This is a genomic window from Thalassobellus sediminis, assembly GCF_044386045.1.
In the GTDB taxonomy this organism is placed as follows: Bacteria; Bacteroidota; Bacteroidia; order Flavobacteriales; family Flavobacteriaceae; genus Thalassobellus; species Thalassobellus sediminis.
This window is the reverse complement of the sequence record NZ_JBISCD010000040.1, coordinates 1,125,662-1,142,178: the sequence shown is the minus strand read 5'-3', so window position 1 is coordinate 1,142,178 and position 16,517 is coordinate 1,125,662. Positions and strand designations below refer to the sequence as shown.

At 31.6% G+C, this 16,517-nt stretch carries 18 protein-coding genes; 10 read left to right on the top strand and 8 right to left on the bottom strand.

What is annotated here, in order from left to right:
• The 6 genes from ACH5TW_RS11565 to ACH5TW_RS11540 all read left to right on the top strand — a co-directional run bounded on the left by ACH5TW_RS11565 (position 1) and on the right by ACH5TW_RS11540 (position 6,614).
• Positions 1-597, top strand: coding sequence for an RnfABCDGE type electron transport complex subunit G (locus ACH5TW_RS11565; RefSeq protein ID WP_439336664.1), 597 nt, complete (start codon positions 1-3; stop codon positions 595-597).
• Positions 598-602: 5 nt separating this feature from the next.
• Entirely contained in the window at positions 603-1,208 is a 606-nt protein-coding gene (locus ACH5TW_RS11560) for an RnfABCDGE type electron transport complex subunit E (protein ID WP_439336663.1), read from the top strand.
• A 3-nt stretch (positions 1,209-1,211) separates the two neighbouring features.
• The gene (locus ACH5TW_RS11555) at positions 1,212-1,787 is read left to right on the top strand and encodes an electron transport complex protein RnfA (RefSeq protein WP_439336662.1); all 576 of its coding nucleotides are present in this window, start codon (positions 1,212-1,214) and stop codon (positions 1,785-1,787) included.
• Between the two features lie 107 nt (positions 1,788-1,894).
• Complete coding sequence (locus tag ACH5TW_RS11550) at positions 1,895-2,245, top strand: 4Fe-4S dicluster domain-containing protein (RefSeq protein ID WP_439336661.1); 351 nt, start codon at positions 1,895-1,897, stop codon at positions 2,243-2,245.
• Positions 2,246-2,616: 371 nt separating this feature from the next.
• Positions 2,617-6,147, top strand: a complete 3,531-nt coding sequence (nifJ, locus tag ACH5TW_RS11545) for a pyruvate:ferredoxin (flavodoxin) oxidoreductase (RefSeq protein ID WP_439336660.1) — start codon at positions 2,617-2,619, stop codon at positions 6,145-6,147.
• Between the two features lie 92 nt (positions 6,148-6,239).
• Entirely contained in the window at positions 6,240-6,614 is a 375-nt protein-coding gene (locus ACH5TW_RS11540; protein ID WP_439336659.1) for a HEPN domain-containing protein, read from the top strand.
• A 78-nt stretch (positions 6,615-6,692) separates the two neighbouring features.
• Here the strand turns inward: ACH5TW_RS11540 and ACH5TW_RS11535 are convergent, their stop codons facing one another.
• From ACH5TW_RS11535 to trmB, 5 genes are all read right to left on the bottom strand, one after another.
• Complete coding sequence (locus ACH5TW_RS11535) at positions 6,693-6,938, bottom strand: NifU family protein (protein WP_439336658.1); 246 nt, start codon at positions 6,936-6,938, stop codon at positions 6,693-6,695.
• A 3-nt stretch (positions 6,939-6,941) separates the two neighbouring features.
• Positions 6,942-8,078, bottom strand: a complete 1,137-nt coding sequence (locus ACH5TW_RS11530; protein WP_439336657.1) for an Mrp/NBP35 family ATP-binding protein — start codon at positions 8,076-8,078, stop codon at positions 6,942-6,944.
• 194 nt (positions 8,079-8,272) lie between these two features.
• Positions 8,273-8,602, bottom strand: coding sequence for an MGMT family protein (locus ACH5TW_RS11525; protein ID WP_439336656.1), 330 nt, complete (start codon positions 8,600-8,602; stop codon positions 8,273-8,275).
• 2 nt (positions 8,603-8,604) lie between these two features.
• Positions 8,605-9,234 (bottom strand): lysine transporter LysE, encoded by a 630-nt coding sequence (locus ACH5TW_RS11520; RefSeq protein ID WP_439336655.1) that lies wholly within the window; start codon positions 9,232-9,234, stop codon positions 8,605-8,607.
• A gap of 2 nt (positions 9,235-9,236) precedes the next feature.
• Positions 9,237-9,911, bottom strand: a complete 675-nt coding sequence (trmB, locus tag ACH5TW_RS11515; RefSeq protein ID WP_439336654.1) for a tRNA (guanosine(46)-N7)-methyltransferase TrmB — start codon at positions 9,909-9,911, stop codon at positions 9,237-9,239.
• 197 nt (positions 9,912-10,108) lie between these two features.
• Here trmB and ACH5TW_RS11510 point away from each other — a divergent pair, with 197 nt between their 5' ends.
• Positions 10,109-11,164 (top strand): glycosyltransferase, encoded by a 1,056-nt coding sequence (locus ACH5TW_RS11510; RefSeq protein WP_439336653.1) that lies wholly within the window; start codon positions 10,109-10,111, stop codon positions 11,162-11,164.
• Here ACH5TW_RS11510 and ACH5TW_RS11505 read toward each other — a convergent pair.
• Positions 11,138-12,181 carry a sensor histidine kinase gene (locus ACH5TW_RS11505; protein ID WP_439336652.1) on the bottom strand — a complete coding sequence of 348 codons (1,044 nt, stop codon included), beginning with the start codon at positions 12,179-12,181 and terminating at the stop codon, positions 11,138-11,140. The genes ACH5TW_RS11510 and ACH5TW_RS11505 overlap by 27 nt on opposite strands.
• Positions 12,181-12,861 (bottom strand): response regulator transcription factor, encoded by a 681-nt coding sequence (locus tag ACH5TW_RS11500; protein ID WP_439336651.1) that lies wholly within the window; start codon positions 12,859-12,861, stop codon positions 12,181-12,183. Before ACH5TW_RS11500 ends, ACH5TW_RS11505 begins: the two co-directional genes overlap by 1 nt.
• A 294-nt stretch (positions 12,862-13,155) precedes the next feature.
• On the opposite strand from ACH5TW_RS11500, the gene ACH5TW_RS11495 reads away from it, so the two are divergent.
• The 3 genes from ACH5TW_RS11495 (at position 13,156) to ACH5TW_RS11485 (ending at position 15,037) form a co-directional block, all read left to right on the top strand.
• Complete coding sequence (locus ACH5TW_RS11495; RefSeq protein ID WP_439336650.1) at positions 13,156-13,500, top strand: T9SS type A sorting domain-containing protein; 345 nt, start codon at positions 13,156-13,158, stop codon at positions 13,498-13,500.
• Between the two features lie 73 nt (positions 13,501-13,573).
• Positions 13,574-14,554 (top strand): LuxE/PaaK family acyltransferase, encoded by a 981-nt coding sequence (locus ACH5TW_RS11490; RefSeq protein WP_439336649.1) that lies wholly within the window; start codon positions 13,574-13,576, stop codon positions 14,552-14,554.
• A gap of 36 nt (positions 14,555-14,590) precedes the next feature.
• Positions 14,591-15,037 carry a YHS domain-containing (seleno)protein gene (locus tag ACH5TW_RS11485; RefSeq protein WP_439336648.1) on the top strand — a complete coding sequence of 149 codons (447 nt, stop codon included), beginning with the start codon at positions 14,591-14,593 and terminating at the stop codon, positions 15,035-15,037.
• A gap of 126 nt (positions 15,038-15,163) precedes the next feature.
• Here the strand turns inward: ACH5TW_RS11485 and tyrS are convergent, their stop codons facing one another.
• Entirely contained in the window at positions 15,164-16,459 is a 1,296-nt protein-coding gene (gene tyrS / locus ACH5TW_RS11480; RefSeq protein WP_439337511.1) for a tyrosine--tRNA ligase, read from the bottom strand.
• Positions 16,460-16,517: the final 58 nt, after the last annotated feature.

The following is a 16,517-nucleotide window of genomic DNA, read 5'->3' as shown; positions in this document are numbered from 1 at the left end:
ATGAGTAAAAAAGAATCAACATTTCTAAGCATGGTGGTATCTCTTTTATTGATAACACTCATTTCAGGATTCGCCTTAGGCTTTGTAAACGATTTAACTATTGACCCAAAAGCAAAGGCTAAATTAGAGAAAAAAGTAAATGCTATAAAACTGGTATTACCAGAATTTGACAACAACCCTGTTGAAGATGTAAAAAAAATTAAAACAGCAGTTGCCAAAGATAGTGTTGAAGTTTATCCTGCTTTTAAAAACAACCAATTTGTTGGCGCTGCTGTTATTAGTTATTCTGAAAAAGGCTTTAGTGGTTTAGTAAAAATCATGGTAGGCTTTAAAGCAGATGGCGCTATAAAAAACATTGCGGTTTTAGAACAAAAAGAAACCCCTGGATTGGGAACAAAAATGAAAGACGAATCGTTTTTAAGACAATTTAGAGATAAAAACCCTGATACTTTTAACTTAAAAGTAAAAAAGGATGGTGGAGATGTTGATGCTCTAACTGGCGCAACTATTTCTTCTAGAGCCTTTAGTGAATCGGCTAAAATGACTTACGATATTTTCGTAAAAAACCTAGGTGTTATCAACCAAACTAAAAATTAAGAATTATGGCTGAACAACTAAATCAAAAGCAAAATTTCTTAAAAGGAATTATTAAAGAAAATCCCATTTTTGTGATGCTATTAGGTATGTGTCCTACACTGGGTGTTACCTCATCGGCATTTAATGGTTTGGGCATGGGAGTTGCTACTTTGTTTGTATTATTAATGTCTAACATTGTAGTTTCATTAGTTAAATCTCAAATACCAAGTAAGGTTCGTATTCCTGCATTCATTATTATTATAGCGTCTTTTGTAACTATTGTTGAAATGGTTTTAGAAGCCTTTATTCCTTTTTTATATGAACAATTAGGTATTTTTATTCCCTTAATTGTAGTAAACTGTTTAATACTAGGTAGAGCTGAAGCTTTTGCATCTAAAAACAATGTTTTAGCATCTATTCTTGATGCCTTAGGCATGGGATTAGGCTTTGTGTTAGCCTTAACTGTGTTAGGTGCTGTACGCGAAATATTTGGTAGTGGCAGCTTATTTGGGTTAAGTTTTGTACCAGAAAATGCCAATACCTTTATTCTCTTTATTTTGCCTCCTGGTGCTTTTATTGCTTTGGCATATTTAACCGTTATTTTCAACAAACTAACTTCTAAAACAATTTAAGATATGGATTATGTAATTATACTTATAGCAGCCGTATTTGTAAACAATATTGTATTATCACAATTTTTAGGTATCTGCCCGTTTTTAGGGGTGTCTAATAAAGTATCAACCTCTATTGGTATGTCTGGTGCCGTTTTATTTGTAATGACGATTGCCACAACCGTTACCTATCTATTACATCAATATGTTTTAGTGCCTGCCGGATTAAACTATTTAAGAACCATTACGTTTATTTTAATTATTGCAGCTTTAGTGCAAATGGTAGAAATTATGCTTAAAAAAGTAAGTCCGTCGTTATATCAAGCATTAGGGGTTTTTCTGCCTTTAATTACAACTAACTGTGCTGTTTTAGGGGTTGCCATATTAGCTTTAGGTTTAGATAATGGCAGCTTATTAAAAGCTGTATTTTTTGCTGTTTCAAACTCGTTGGGTTTTGCTTTAGCTTTAATTGTTTTTGCTAGTATTAGAGAACAGCTAGAACTTGCTAACATCCCAGAAGGCATGAAAGGAGTTCCTATTAACTTATTAGTTGCAGGACTTTTATCTTTAGCTTTTTTAGGATTTACGGCTTTGGTTTAATACTACTGTGCTTTTAAAAAAAATTAAATATATTTTTAAACGTGACAAAAGTCATATTTAGATCCTAAAATGGAAAGTACTTTTACTGCATCTAATACAATTATATTATGGCAATTATTATAACTGAAGAATGTATTAACTGTGACGCTTGCCTTACTGAATGTCCTAATAATGCAATCTATGAGCCCGATCAAGAATGGGCATATTCAGAAGAAACTGAATTAAGCGGAACTATTACACTTCCAAATGGAGAAGAAGTAGACGCAGATGAAATGAACGAACCATTATCTGATGAGTTCTATTTTATAGCACCAGATAAGTGTACAGAATGTAAAGGATTTCATGATGAACCACAATGTGCTTCAGTATGTCCTGTTGACTGTTGTGTTCCAGATGAAAAATATGTAGAAAATGAAGCTGCCTTACTAGAAAAGAAAGCTTGGTTACATGCAGAGTAATTTTTACAAAACCATATTTTAAAGGTTAACTCCCCTAATTTCGTGATAATTTCAAAACGTTCAACAAACTAAAAAAATTATACTTTATAAAAAGAGGGTTTCATACTATTTGAAATCCTCTTTTTTTATGAATTATCTTCAAAAAAAAGCATATTTATTTCCTTTTCTAATAATTATTTATTCATCATATGATAATTATCATAGTCTAAATGTGATTCTAGTCATAATTTTAACCAGTTGTTTTAATGACTAAAGGTTTTCTTTTGTGTAAAATATTAATGTTTTAGTAATCGATTACATCTTACACAGAAAACATTACTAAAAAGCCTTATAAAGACAATTTTATTTAAAAATAAGATAATAACATTATTATGAAAAAAAAATTTCCAAAATTAATTTGCGATGCTAATGAGGCTGTTGCTAGAGTAGCTCATAAAACCAATGAGGTCTGTGCAATTTACCCTATTACACCTGCATCTCCTATGGGCGAACATGTAGATGTTTACAGCTCGAAAGGAGAAAAGAATATTTGGGACAATGTTCCAAGAATTGTAGAAATGCAAAGTGAAGGTGGTGCTGCTGGAGCCGTTCATGGTTCATTACAAGCTGGAGCTTTAACTACAACTTTTACAGCTTCACAAGGACTTCTTCTTATGATTCCTAATATGTATAAAATGGCAGGTGAATTATTACCTTCTGTAATACATGTAGCTGCAAGAACTATTGCAACACATGCACTTTCAATCTTTGGAGACCATTCTGATGTTATGGCTGCAAGACAAACAGGATTTGCTATGTTATTTGGTGGTTCTGTTCAAGAAGCGCATGATATGGCTTTAATTGCGCAAGTAGCTACATTAAAATCTAGAATTCCTTTCCTTAATATTTTTGACGGATTTAGAACATCACATGAAATTTCAAAAATAGATTCAATTACTGATGATATTATTGAAGCGATGATGCCTGAAGACAAAATTTCTGAACACAGAAGTCGATCATTAGACCCAGACAGTCCTGTAATTAGAGGAACATCTCAAAATCCAGATGTATTCTTCCAAGCTAGAGAAGCTGCAAATACGTTTTACGATAAAGTACCAGAAATTGTAGAAGAAACCATGAATGAATTCTACGAACATACAGGTCGTAGATATAGTTTATTCTATTATGAAGGACATCCTGAAGCAGAACGTTTAATTATACTTATGGGTTCTGGTGAAGGCGCAGCAAGAGAAGCCGTTGAAGCTATGATAAATAACGGAGAAAAAGTAGGTGTATTATTTGTTCGTTTGTTTAGACCATTCTCAATAAAACATTTTGTTGATGCAATTCCAGACACGATTAAAAAAATTGCAGTTCTTGATAGAACTAAAGAACCTGGTAGTGTTGGCGAACCTCTTTATCAAGACGTTGTTACAGCATTTAATGAAAGTGATAAAGACATGCCTCTTGTTGTTGGTGGACGTTACGGATTATCTTCTAAAGAATTTACACCTCAAATGGTTAAAGGTGTTTATGATGAATTATTAGATGATAAACCTAAAAACCACTTTACCGTTGGTATTAATGACGATGTTACTTTTACAAGTTTACCAATTGATACTACTTTTAACATAGAACGAAATACTATTAATTGTATGTTCTACGGTTTAGGATCTGATGGTACTGTGGGAGCCAATAAAAACTCAATTAAAATTATTGGAGACACTACAGATAACTTTGTACAAGGTTACTTTGTGTACGATTCTAAAAAAGCAGGGGCACAAACCATTTCTCACTTGCGTTTTGGACCAAAACCAATATACTCTTCATACTTAATTGATAAAGCAGATTTTATTGCGAGTCATCAATATAAGTTTGTTAAGAAATATAATATGGTTGCCGATTTAAAACATGGCGGCACCTTCTTATTAAACTCACCATATTCTAAAGATGAAATATGGGCGCACTTACCTAAGCGAATTCAAAAAGAATTAATTGATAAAGAAATTAATTTCTATGTTATTGATGCCACAAAAGTAGCAGCCGAATCTAATCTTGGTAAGCGTACAAATACGGTATTACAAACATGCTTCTTTGCTATTTCTGGTATATTACCAAAAGAAGAAGCTATTCAAAAAATTAAAGACGCAATTGTAAAATCGTATTCTCATAAAGGAGAAAGCATCGTTCAGATGAATTTTACAGCGGTTGATAATTCGCTTGCTAATCTTGAAAAAGTAGCATATCCAAAAGAGGTTTCTAGCGAAAGACCTTTAGAAACTGCTATGACAAATGCTCCTGATGGATTTGTAACTGAAGTATTAGAAAAAATACTAGGTGGATTTGGAGACGAATTACCTGTAAGCGCATTCCCTGTTGACGGAACCTTCCCTACAGGAACTACAAAATATGAAAAAAGTGGTATTGCAGATACTGTACCTGTTTGGGATGATGCAGATTTATGTACACAATGTAATAAATGTGTTGTTATTTGTCCACATGCAGCCATTAGAGCAAAAGTTGTTACAAATGAAACCTTATCAAACGCACCAGCATCTTTAAAATCGGCTGCTGCAAAAGGAAGTCCTTTTAATAAAAATGAAGAGTCTTACGTACTTCAAGTATCGCCTCAAGACTGTACAGGTTGCGACCTTTGTGTGGCTGTTTGTCCTGCGGTAAGCAAAGAAGATCCAGACTTTAAAGCTATCAACATGCATAAAAAACTGCAAGTTGAAACAGTAGAAGATGCAAACTGGGATTACTTTATTGATTTACCAGATTATAATAGAGAAGCATTGCGTATTACAAATGTAAAAGGATCTCAATTCTTGGAGCCTTTATTTGAATTCTCTGGCGCTTGTTCTGGATGTGGAGAAACTCCATATGTTAAATTACTAACCCAACTGTATGGTGATAGTATTTTAATAGCAAATGCTACAGGATGTTCTTCAATATATGGTGGTAATTTACCAACAACACCTTACACAACCAATAAATTTGGTAGAGGTCCTGCTTGGGCAAATTCACTATTTGAAGATAATGCTGAATTTGGTTTAGGTATGAGATTGGCTTTAAGTAAGAAACAAGAAATTGCTGTAAACTTATTAAAGTCTGTTGAAAATGAAGTTGGAACAGAATTAGTAGATGCAATTCTTAATAATCCTGAAAGTAATGAAATAGAAAAAGCTGAGAATTTCAGAAATCTAGACATCTTAAACGAAAAACTAGCGAGTATCGATAATAAGAATGCTAAAAAACTATCTCATCTTACAGAGTATTTGCGTAAAAAATCTGTATGGATTTTAGGTGGCGATGGTTGGGCTTATGATATTGGTTTTGGCGGTGTAGATCACATCTTAGCATCTGGAGAGAATATCAATATCTTAGTAATGGATACTGAAGTATATTCTAATACAGGTGGTCAAACATCAAAAGCAACACCTTTAGGAGCCAGCGCAAAATTCTCTGTATCAGGAAAACTTACCAGTAAGAAAAGTTTAGCACTACAAGCAGTTTCTTATGAAAATGTGTATGTAGCTCAAATTGCTATTGGAGCGAAAGACCTTCAAACACTTAAAGCTATTGAAGAAGCAGAAGCATTTCCTGGAACATCTATAATTATTGCTTACTCACATTGTGGAGAACATGGTTATGATTTGTCTCAAGGGGTTTCTCAGCAAGAAAAAGCTGTTGAGAGTGGCTACTGGCCATTATTTAGATTCGATCCTTCTAAACCACAAGGCAAGAAGTTTAGATTAGATTCTAAAGCACCTTCAATTCCTCTTAAAGACTTTATGTATAATGAAACACGTTTTACTAGAGTTGTAAAAGAAAATGAAGAATTAGGAGCTCAACTTCTTGAACAAGCTCAAGAAGAAGTAAATTCTAAATGGGAACGTTTAGAAATTTATAGAGATATGTAAAGATCTCTTAACTAAAATAATATTCCCCATGTTGCATACTGTAACATGGGGAATTAAAATATAAATAAATATTAACTACAAACACACTTGTTATGGAAAATGATGCCAGTAAACTATTTGTAAATGCGGCTCAAAAACTAAATCAAGCTAATAAAGAGCTATACAAACCTGAAGAAGATATTGTAACTTATTTAGTTTGCAAAAACTCTCAATATGCTATTGAAAATTATTTAAAAGGGTATCTTTTAAAAAATGAAGTTGCTACTAGTGAAGACGAAACGATAGAAAGTCTCTATAAAAAATGTAAAAAAATCAATAAAAAATTTGAAAAAGTGAGCTTAACAGGTTTTGATTGTAAAGCGCTTGATCTAGATTCTAGATACTGCAATGAGATTTCAAAAGTTAATAATTGCTTTGATATTGCAGATAGCTTAGACACTTTTTTAAGAAAAGAAAAAATTATCTAAGCTCTATTATATTTTGCTTTAGTGCAAATGATTTTTAAGTTAATCAGCACTAAGCTATTTTTAAAAATTAAAGCGTTTTTAAGCTACTATATTAACAACGCTCTCTATTTGTGGCACATACTTTTTAATGGTCATTTCCACACCAGATTTTAGCGTCATTTGATTTACGCTACAACCTACACAAGCACCTTGTAACTGCACCTTAACTAAGGTATCATTTTCTTCTATAGATAATAGAGAAATATCTCCGCCATCACTTTGTAAAAACGGACGAATTTCCTCTAGTGCTTTCTCTACATTTAATCTAACTTCTTCTGCTGTCATTTATTATTTTTTAACTGCTGAACACCCAGCCATAGTTGTAATTTTTATAGCTTCAGTAGGTGGTAAATCATCGTTACGGTTTACAACTTCCTGAACTACGTTTTGTGTTATTTTTTCAAAAGCTTGCTCTAACGGCGTTGCTGTTTGTAAGGCTGCTGGACGACCAACATCACCTGCTTCTCTAATACTTTGTACCAATGGTATTTCTCCTAAAAATGGTACTTGTAAATCTTCTGCTAAATTTTTAGCACCTTCTCTTCCAAATATATAATATTTATTATCAGGAAGTTCATCTGGTGTAAAATATGCCATATTTTCTATAATTCCTAATACAGGCACATTAATGCTGTCTTGTTGAAACATAGCAACTCCTTTTTTAGCATCGGCTAAAGCTACATTTTGAGGTGTACTAACTACAACAGCTCCTGTTATTGGAAGTGATTGCATAATGCTTAAATGAATATCACCTGTTCCTGGAGGTAAATCTAAAAGTAAAAAATCAAGTTCTCCCCAATGTGCATCAAAAATCATTTGATTTAAAGCTTTTGCTGCCATAGGCCCACGCCACACAACCGCTTGATCTGGTTGTGTAAAAAACCCAATAGACAATACTTTAACACCGTAATTCTCTACAGGCTTCATTTTAGATTTTCCTTCTACATTAACAGCTAAAGGTTTTTCTGCCTCAACATCAAACATAATAGGAATTGATGGCCCGTAAATATCGGCATCTAATACACCAACATTAAAGCCCATTTTAGCTAAACTAACTGCTAAATTTGCTGTAACTGTAGATTTTCCAACACCACCTTTACCTGATGCTACAGCCACTATATTTTTTATTCCAGGAATAGGGTTTCCTTTTATAACATTTGCTTTTGGTTTAGCAGGCGCATCTACCTTTACATTTACTGTTATTTTAGCTTTTTCATAAACCAAATTATGTATGGTTTTTAAAATATCTACTTCTGTACGCTTCTTAGCTTGTAAGCTAGGATTCTTTATAGTAATATCTACAATAACCTCATCACCAAAAGTAACTACGTTTTTTACAGCACCACTTTCAACCATATTTTGTCCTTCACCAGGTACTGTTATAGACTCAAGAGCTTTGAGTATATCTTGCTTACTTAATTTCATCTTTATTCTTATTTGTTCAAAATTAAAATCATCACGCTAAATCTATCTTTCAGCAAACAATTTAGATTTGTTCTAAAGTACAAATATACGCTGAAAAGTTAATATTTTAAAGCAGATTTATTGAAATGATTGATAAAGATATATGCTTTCTTTATGATATAAACTGATTTAAATCATTGTCTAAAAATTAAAGTTTATAACTCTTTTAAAGGATCCCAAAAAACAGTATCAAAATTTTGAATTTGATTTTCGATAACTTCTACACCTTCGCTTTCTAGAAGTTGTTGCATAAGGTTTGTTCCGTCAAAATGATGCTTACCAGTTAACAAACCCTTTCTATTTACTACGCGATGCGCCGGTACATCTTTATTATGTGAGCCATTCATAGCATAACCTACCATACGAGCACTTCTGGCTGCCCCTAAATATTTAGCAATAGCGCCATAGCTTGTTACACGTCCGTAAGGTATTTGTTTTGCAACTTCAAAAACCTTATCAAAAAAGTTTAATGTTTTTTGTTGCATGGCTACATTTCTTTAATAATATTAATCAATGTTATTATAGATATAATACCTGTAATACTTCCAATGAGGTAATTCATGCTTTTTTGGGAAGCAATAGGTTTATCTTTTATTTTATGAAAAAAGAACATATACACATAAAGCATAACAAAAGTTCCCATGGCGGCTCCTGAAATGTATGCGATGATACTTATTTGACTAAAATCTAACCATCCAAACGATGCCAAAGTAATGGTCATATACGCTTGATAAGGAATAGGAAACACATTAATTGCAGACAAAAAGACCCCTTGAAAAAAACGACTTTTCTTGCTTTTTATTTGAGGATCAACAAGCTCTTTAGATTCTTTTTTAGCTATAAGTAAAAAATAGATGGTTATTAAAACGAAAATAACTAAAGCCACACGTTGAAGAATATCGACAATCTCTAAATGGCTACTTAAATATCTTGCAAAAATGGCCGCAACATAAGTTTGAATCAATACAACAACGCAAACACCTATTGAAAACACAACACCTCTAGCATGCCCTTCTTTTAAACTAATTTTAGCAGCAGTCATATTTAATAAACCTGGTGGAATAACACCTACTAATGCTATAACGAGCCCTAAAAAAAAGATAACAGTTATATTCAAACCTATTTAATTTTAAACCGAATATACGTAATTGGTTTGTTTTGCTCTAAATATTGCGATTCGTAAAAGGTTTGAATACTTGTAACTTCCTCTGGGCTTCCTTCTTGTTTATACACATTATGATTAGCATATAACACTTCATGCCCTGCACCGTGTAACAAACCAAGTGTATAGCCATGCATAAACTCGCTATCGGTTTTTAAATTTACTACGCCATCTGGTTTTAAAATGGTTCTGTATCGTTTTAAAAACACCTCATTCGTCATTCTGTGCTTGGTACGTTTATATTTTATTTGCGGATCGGGAAATGTAATCCAGATTTCATCTACTTCATTTTCGCCAAAAGCATGATCGATAAGCTCAATTTGAGTACGTAAAAAAGCAACATTGGGTATATTGTTTTCAATAGCGGTTTTAGCACCTCGCCAAAAACGTGCTCCTTTTATATCAATACCAATAAAATTTTTATTTGGATATTTTTGAGCTAATGCGACAGAATACTCTCCCTTACCACAACCTAATTCTAAAACTAAGGGATTATCGTTTTTAAAAACTGTTGATCTCCAATTTCCTTTTAAATTGAAATTTGAATCTACTAATTCTTCTCTTGTTGGCTGAATAACATTAGAAAAAGTTTCGTTTTCTCTAAACCTCCTTAGCTTATTTTTACTTCCCACAGCTTCTTAATTATTTTATTTTATTGAAATAATAATTATTTGGTAAAATTAAGGAAATATACGAGAGTGTTTATATCCTTATCTTTGAAATTACCAAAAAATTGCGTGAGGGATTGAACAATTGTTGGAGCTCCTCGCAGAGAGCGACTTGTGAAAGCCCGACCATGCCTTAGCATGGACACGCCATAACTATAAAAATGAAAAAAAGAATTTTAGTAGCACCTCTAAATTGGGGATTAGGACATGCAACTCGATGCATTCCTATTATTAAAGCATTAATTGATAATAATTACATCCCTGTTATTGCTAGTGATGGTGTTGCACTTTCGCTTTTAAAAAAAGAATTTCCAAATCTTTCATCGGTTGAACTACCTTCTTACAATGTTACCTATGCTAAAAATGGTAAGTTTTTTAAATTAAAAATGATTAAAGATTCTCCTAAGCTTATTAAAGCGATAAAAGCTGAAAAAAAAGCAATAAAACATATTATTGATAACAAGGGTATTGATGGTATTATTTCTGATAATAGATTGGGGGTTTATAGCAAAAAAGTGCCTTCGGTTTTTATTACACACCAATTGAATGTTTTAAGTGGATCTACGACTTGGTTTAGCACTAAAATTCATGAAAAATTTATTAAAAAATTCAATATTTGTTGGGTTCCAGATACCGATGGAGTACTTAACCTAAGCGGCAAATTAGGGCATATTGATAGCTTTGAAATTCCTTTAGAATATATAGGTCCTTTAAGTCGATTTGAAAAAAAGCAAACACCAATTATTAATAATGTTATGATTTTACTTTCTGGCCCTGAACCACAACGTACTTTGCTTGAAGAAAAATTACTGTTAGAATTTAAAAATTATAAAGGCAACGTTGTTTTTGTTAAAGGCATCATGGAAGAAGAACAAAGCATCCAAATTCTTGGAAATATAACTCTCTATAATTTTATGACTTCAGAATTATTAGAAAAAACGATAAACGAAAGTGCTTTTGTTATTTCGAGATCTGGTTATACAACAGTTATGGATTTAGCGAAACTTAACAAAAAAGCCTTTTTTATTCCAACTCCTGGACAGTTTGAACAAGAATATTTAGCAAAACGACTTACAGAATTAAGCTTAGTACCAAGCTGTAAACAAGAAGATTTTACTTTAAGTAAAATAAAAGAGGTTAATGCTTACGAAGGTTTAAAAGCTTTTGATTTTAAAACTGATTTTAAAAAATTATTCCGCCTTTTCGAGGGTAAATGAAAACTCGCTACCCACACCATACTCGCTTTCTACATAAATTTTTTCGTCGTGAGCTTCAATAATGTGTTTTACAATAGATAAACCTAAACCAGAACCTCCTTCTTTACGCGATCCACTTTTATCTACGCGATAAAAACGTTCAAATAAACGTGGTAAATGGTCTTTTTCAATACCTTCTCCATTATCTGTTACCCTAACAATAACTTTGTTTTTTATTAGGTTTTCTATACTTATTTCGGTGGTTCCTTTGTCTCTTCCATATTTTAATGAATTTACTATTAAATTCACTAATACTTGCTGTATCCGCTCTTTATCAGCTTTTACTAAAACTGGTTCAGCATAATTCATATCAAAAGTTAATGTAATATTTTTTTTGCTTGCTTTCATTTCTAGCATTTCAAAAACACTTTTCACTAACTCAATAATATCAAAATTTTCAGTATTTAAACTTAAATCACCAACTTCTAGCTTGGTTATCATGTCTAAGTCTTTTATAATATAACCTAGTCTGTCAATACCTTTACTAGCTCTTTCCAAATATTTTTCTCGTAGGTTTTTATTATCCATGGCGCCATCTAACAATGTTAAAATATAACCTTGAACCGTAAATAAAGGCGTTTTTAATTCGTGTGATACATTCCCCAGAAACTCTTTTCTATATTTTTCTCGTACTTTAAGTGTTTCAATTTCAATTTTTTTAACGCGGGCAAACCTATCTATTTCTTGGGTAAGAGTTCGCATATCTGTAGTTATAGCACCTTTTGATATGCTGGCAGATTCTAAAAGTGTTAAATCATCGTATATTTTTTTTACTCGTCTGTATATAAAACGTTCTACCCTATATTGAATTAAAAGAAAGGAGAATAAATAGGTTGCTATAAAAATAACAAATGGCATCCACCATATAAGCTCAAAAAAATAATATAAAAAAACGCTCATTAAGAGCGTTATATATAGTGTAATATAAAACGAGGTTTTTATTGCAAACCGATATGATTTTTTAAATTTTGTCTGCATTATTCAACAAACTTATAGCCCACTCCTTTTACTGTTTTAAAACTATCATCACCTAATTTTTCACGAAGTTTACGAATATGCACATCAATAGTTCTTCCTCCTACTACAACTTCGTTACCCCAAACTGCATCAAGAATTTCATCGCGTTTAAACACTTTTCCTGGTTTAGATGCCAACAAAGATAATAATTCAAATTCTTTTCTAGGAAGCACAATTTCTACACCTTTAGACGTAATTTTATATTCGTCTCTATTAATTTCTAGAGAACCAATTTTTACCGTATCAACAACGTCTTCTTCTTTAAAACGACGTAAAAGCGCTTTTACTTTACTAACTAAAACCTTTGGTTTTATTGGTTTTGTAATATAATCGTCTGCACCAGCATCAAAACCTGCTACTTGAGAATAATCTTCACCTCTAGCAGTTAAAAAAGTTACTATGGTATTTTTTAAATCTGGATTTTTTCTAATTAATTCACAAGCTTCAATACCATCCATTTCTGGCATCATCACGTCTAATATTATTAAATGCGGTTGCTCTTTTTTTGCTTTTTTAACACCTTCGGCTCCATTTTCGGCAGTAATGACTTGATATCCTTCATTAGATAGATTATAACCAACTATTTCTAAAATATCTGGCTCATCATCAACTAATAATATTTTAATATCCTTTTTTTTCATCTGTATACTTATTACTTTTTAAGGTGAGATAATATTTTTAATTAATCATCCCTTTACTGTAATTAAACTTTAAATTTGAATACTTCATTATCAAATAATTAAAGTAATTAGCCAAATTTTAAGTCAAAGATAAAGCTAATAACAAGATTTAATTTAAACCTCTAAGATAAATAACATTAAGATAACAAACAACTTACATAGATTTAATGTTTCGACATATAGCACAAATCTTTAACACTTTTTTGGCATCACTTTTGCTGTATTTTTATACCTTTATATAACGTAATAGAAACTATGAAGAAAAACTACTTTTTTACTTTAATATTTGCTTTAACACTTTTGATTTCCTTTCAAGGATTTTCTCAAAACAGTGTTAGCAATACGTCTGCAGTAAAGCAAAATATTGAAAAGTTATCTATATACCCTAATCCCGTAACTAATGGTAAAACATTTATCTATATTACATCTAAAAAGAATTTAACCAAAAAAGTTGAGTTTTTTAACGTACTAGGAAAACAAATTTTCTCTATAATACTTACAGGTAAAGAATTAAACATTTCAAGACTAAGTAAAGGTGTTTATGTTTTAAAAATTACTGAAAACAATATTAGTGAAACACGGAAACTTGTGATTAAATAATTTAATCATACTTTATAATATTTAGAGCGCTACCTATTGGTGGCGCTTTTTTATTTTATCTATTTTTGTTGATATGATAGAAAGTAATTCGATATTTAATATTAAGACCGAAACCGAATTTAATGATTTGGCTTTACAAGTCTTTAATTATCAATTTAAAAACAATAAAGTGTATCGATCTTTTTGCGATTTATTGTACAAACATCCTAGTGATGTTAAAACTATTAAAGACATCCCATTTTTACCCATTCAATTTTTTAAGACCAAAGACATTTTAAGTTCTAATAAATCTGTACAAATAACCTTTACTAGCTCAGGAACTACTGGAAGCGAAACAAGTAAACACCACGTAACAGATTTAAACATATACAAACAAAGCTTTTCTAAAAGCTTTCAACAATTTTATGGCAACATAAAAGATTATGTTATTCTAGCTCTATTACCTTCTTATTTAGAGCGGGAAGGCTCTTCTTTAATATATATGGCAGACGATTTAATTAAGGAATCTAAACATCCTGAAAGCGGATTTTATTTAAATAATATTTCTGAGTTAAAAGACAAACTTATTAAGCTAGATGCTGAAGGTAAAAAAGCACTTTTAATTGGTGTATCTTTTGCTTTATTAGATTTGGTTGAAACCTATAAATTCAACCTAAAAAACACCATTATTATGGAAACAGGTGGTATGAAAGGTAGAAGAAAAGAATTGATACGTTATGAATTACACCAGCAACTAAAACAAGGTTTTGGTGTTGAAGCTATACATAGCGAATATGGTATGACCGAACTATTAAGTCAAGCATACTCCAATGGAAATGGTGTTTTTAAATGCCCTAACTGGATGCGTATATTAACACGCGATACCGAAGATGCTTTAAGTATTAATCCCTTAGAAAAAGCTGGCGGTATAAATGTTATTGATTTAGCTAATATAAATTCTTGTTCTTTCATTGCCACACAAGACCTAGGTCGTGTTAATAAAAATAGAGCCTTTGAAGTTATTGGTAGGTTCGACAATTCAGATATTCGAGGCTGTAATTTAATGGTTCTGTAAGTAACTCATTTATTTTAAGACTCATTATAAAAAATTATGAAGCGTCTTATTCTATTATTACTACTAGTCTCCTCAGTCGCATTTTCACAAACTACAGATTATAACACTAAAAAAGGATTTGTTGCCAATGGTTATGATGTTGTGGCCTATTTTAACAATAAAGCCTTAGAAGGAAACAAAACCTATACAACTAAACATGATGGTGTACACTATAAATTTGTTTCAAAAGAAAACTTAAATACATTTAAAGAAAGCCCTGAAAAATTTATTCCACAATATGGAGGCTATTGTGCTTATGCCATAGCTACAAAAGCTAATAAGGTTTCTATAAACCCAAAAAGCTTTGAAATAAAAAAAGGTAAACTCTATTTGTTTTATAATGCTTGGGGCACAAATACTTTAGAATTATGGAAACAAGAAAACAGCGACACTTTAATAAAAAAAGCTGATAAAAACTGGAACCAAATAAAATTAAAAAAATAAAATATTTTCTGTAAGTTTTTAAAAAACATTACGACCAAACCAATAGCTAAGAAAAAGAAGAATTAATTTTTAGTTGGTTGGTTAGTGTAACGCCTGATTTCTCTTAAAAATCAGGCGTTATTTTTTTTATACTAAACGCAATACAAAATAATTTTTCTTACCTCTTTGAAGTAATACAAATTTATTATTGATTAAATCTTTTGAAGCAATAGTATAATCTTCTCTTACTTTTTCTTTATTAACTGAAATAGAATTTTCTTTTAATGCACGTCTTGCTTCACCATTCGATTTTAAAAAACCGCCTTTTTCTGCTAAAGCTGCAATAATATCTAATCCGTTTTCAATATCAGACTGCTCAATTTCAGTTTGTGGTACGCCATCAAAAACATCTAAAAACGTTTGCTCATTAAGTCCTTTTAAATCATCACTAGTCGATTTTCCAAAAAGAATAGCACTTGCTTTTATAGCATTATCTAAATCTTCTTTAGAATGAACCATTACTGTAATCTCTTCAGCTAAACGCTTTTGCAAAACACGTAAATGAGGCGCTTCTTTATGTTCTTCTATTAAAGCATTAATAGTGTTTTCTTCTAAAAAAGTAAAAATCTTAATATACTTTTCTGCATCTTCATCACTAGAATTCAACCAATATTGGTAAAATTTATAAGGCGATGTTCTGTTAGCGTCTAACCAAACGTTTCCGCCTTCTGACTTTCCGAATTTAGAACCGTCAGATTTTGTAATTAACGGACAAGTAATTGCAAATCCTTTTCCGCTACCTACTCTTCTAATAAGTTCTGTTCCTGTTGTAATATTTCCCCATTGGTCGCTTCCTCCCATTTGGATAGAGCAATTCTTCTCTTTATATAAATGAAGAAAATCATAACCTTGAACAAGCTGATAAGTAAACTCCGTAAAACTCATACCTTCTGAAGATTCTGATGAAATTCTATTTTTAACAGAATCTTTCGCCATCATATAGTTTACAGTAATATGCTTTCCAACATCGCGAATAAATTCTAGAAATGAAAAGTCTTTCATCCAATCGTAATTATTCACTAATAATGCTGCATTTTCAGCATCGCTTTCAAAATCTAAAAAATGTGCTAACTGCCCTTTTATAGCTTCTTGATTATGACGAAGCGTTTTTTCATCTAACAAATTACGTTCATTAGATTTTCCTGAAGGATCACCAATCATTCCTGTAGCTCCACCAACCAAAGCAACTGGCCTGTGTCCACAACGTTGATAATGCGCTAATAACATGATAGGTACTAAATTCCCAATATGTAAAGAATCGGCTGTAGGATCAAACCCCACATAAGCACTTCGCATGCTTTCCATTAAGTGTTCTTCAGCTCCAGGCATCACTGTATGTATCATGCCTCTCCAAGTTAATTCTTCAACAAAATTCTTTATCATCATTAAATCTATTTAGTAATCTTTGGCAAATATAAAAATACGTATAGAATTACTAATG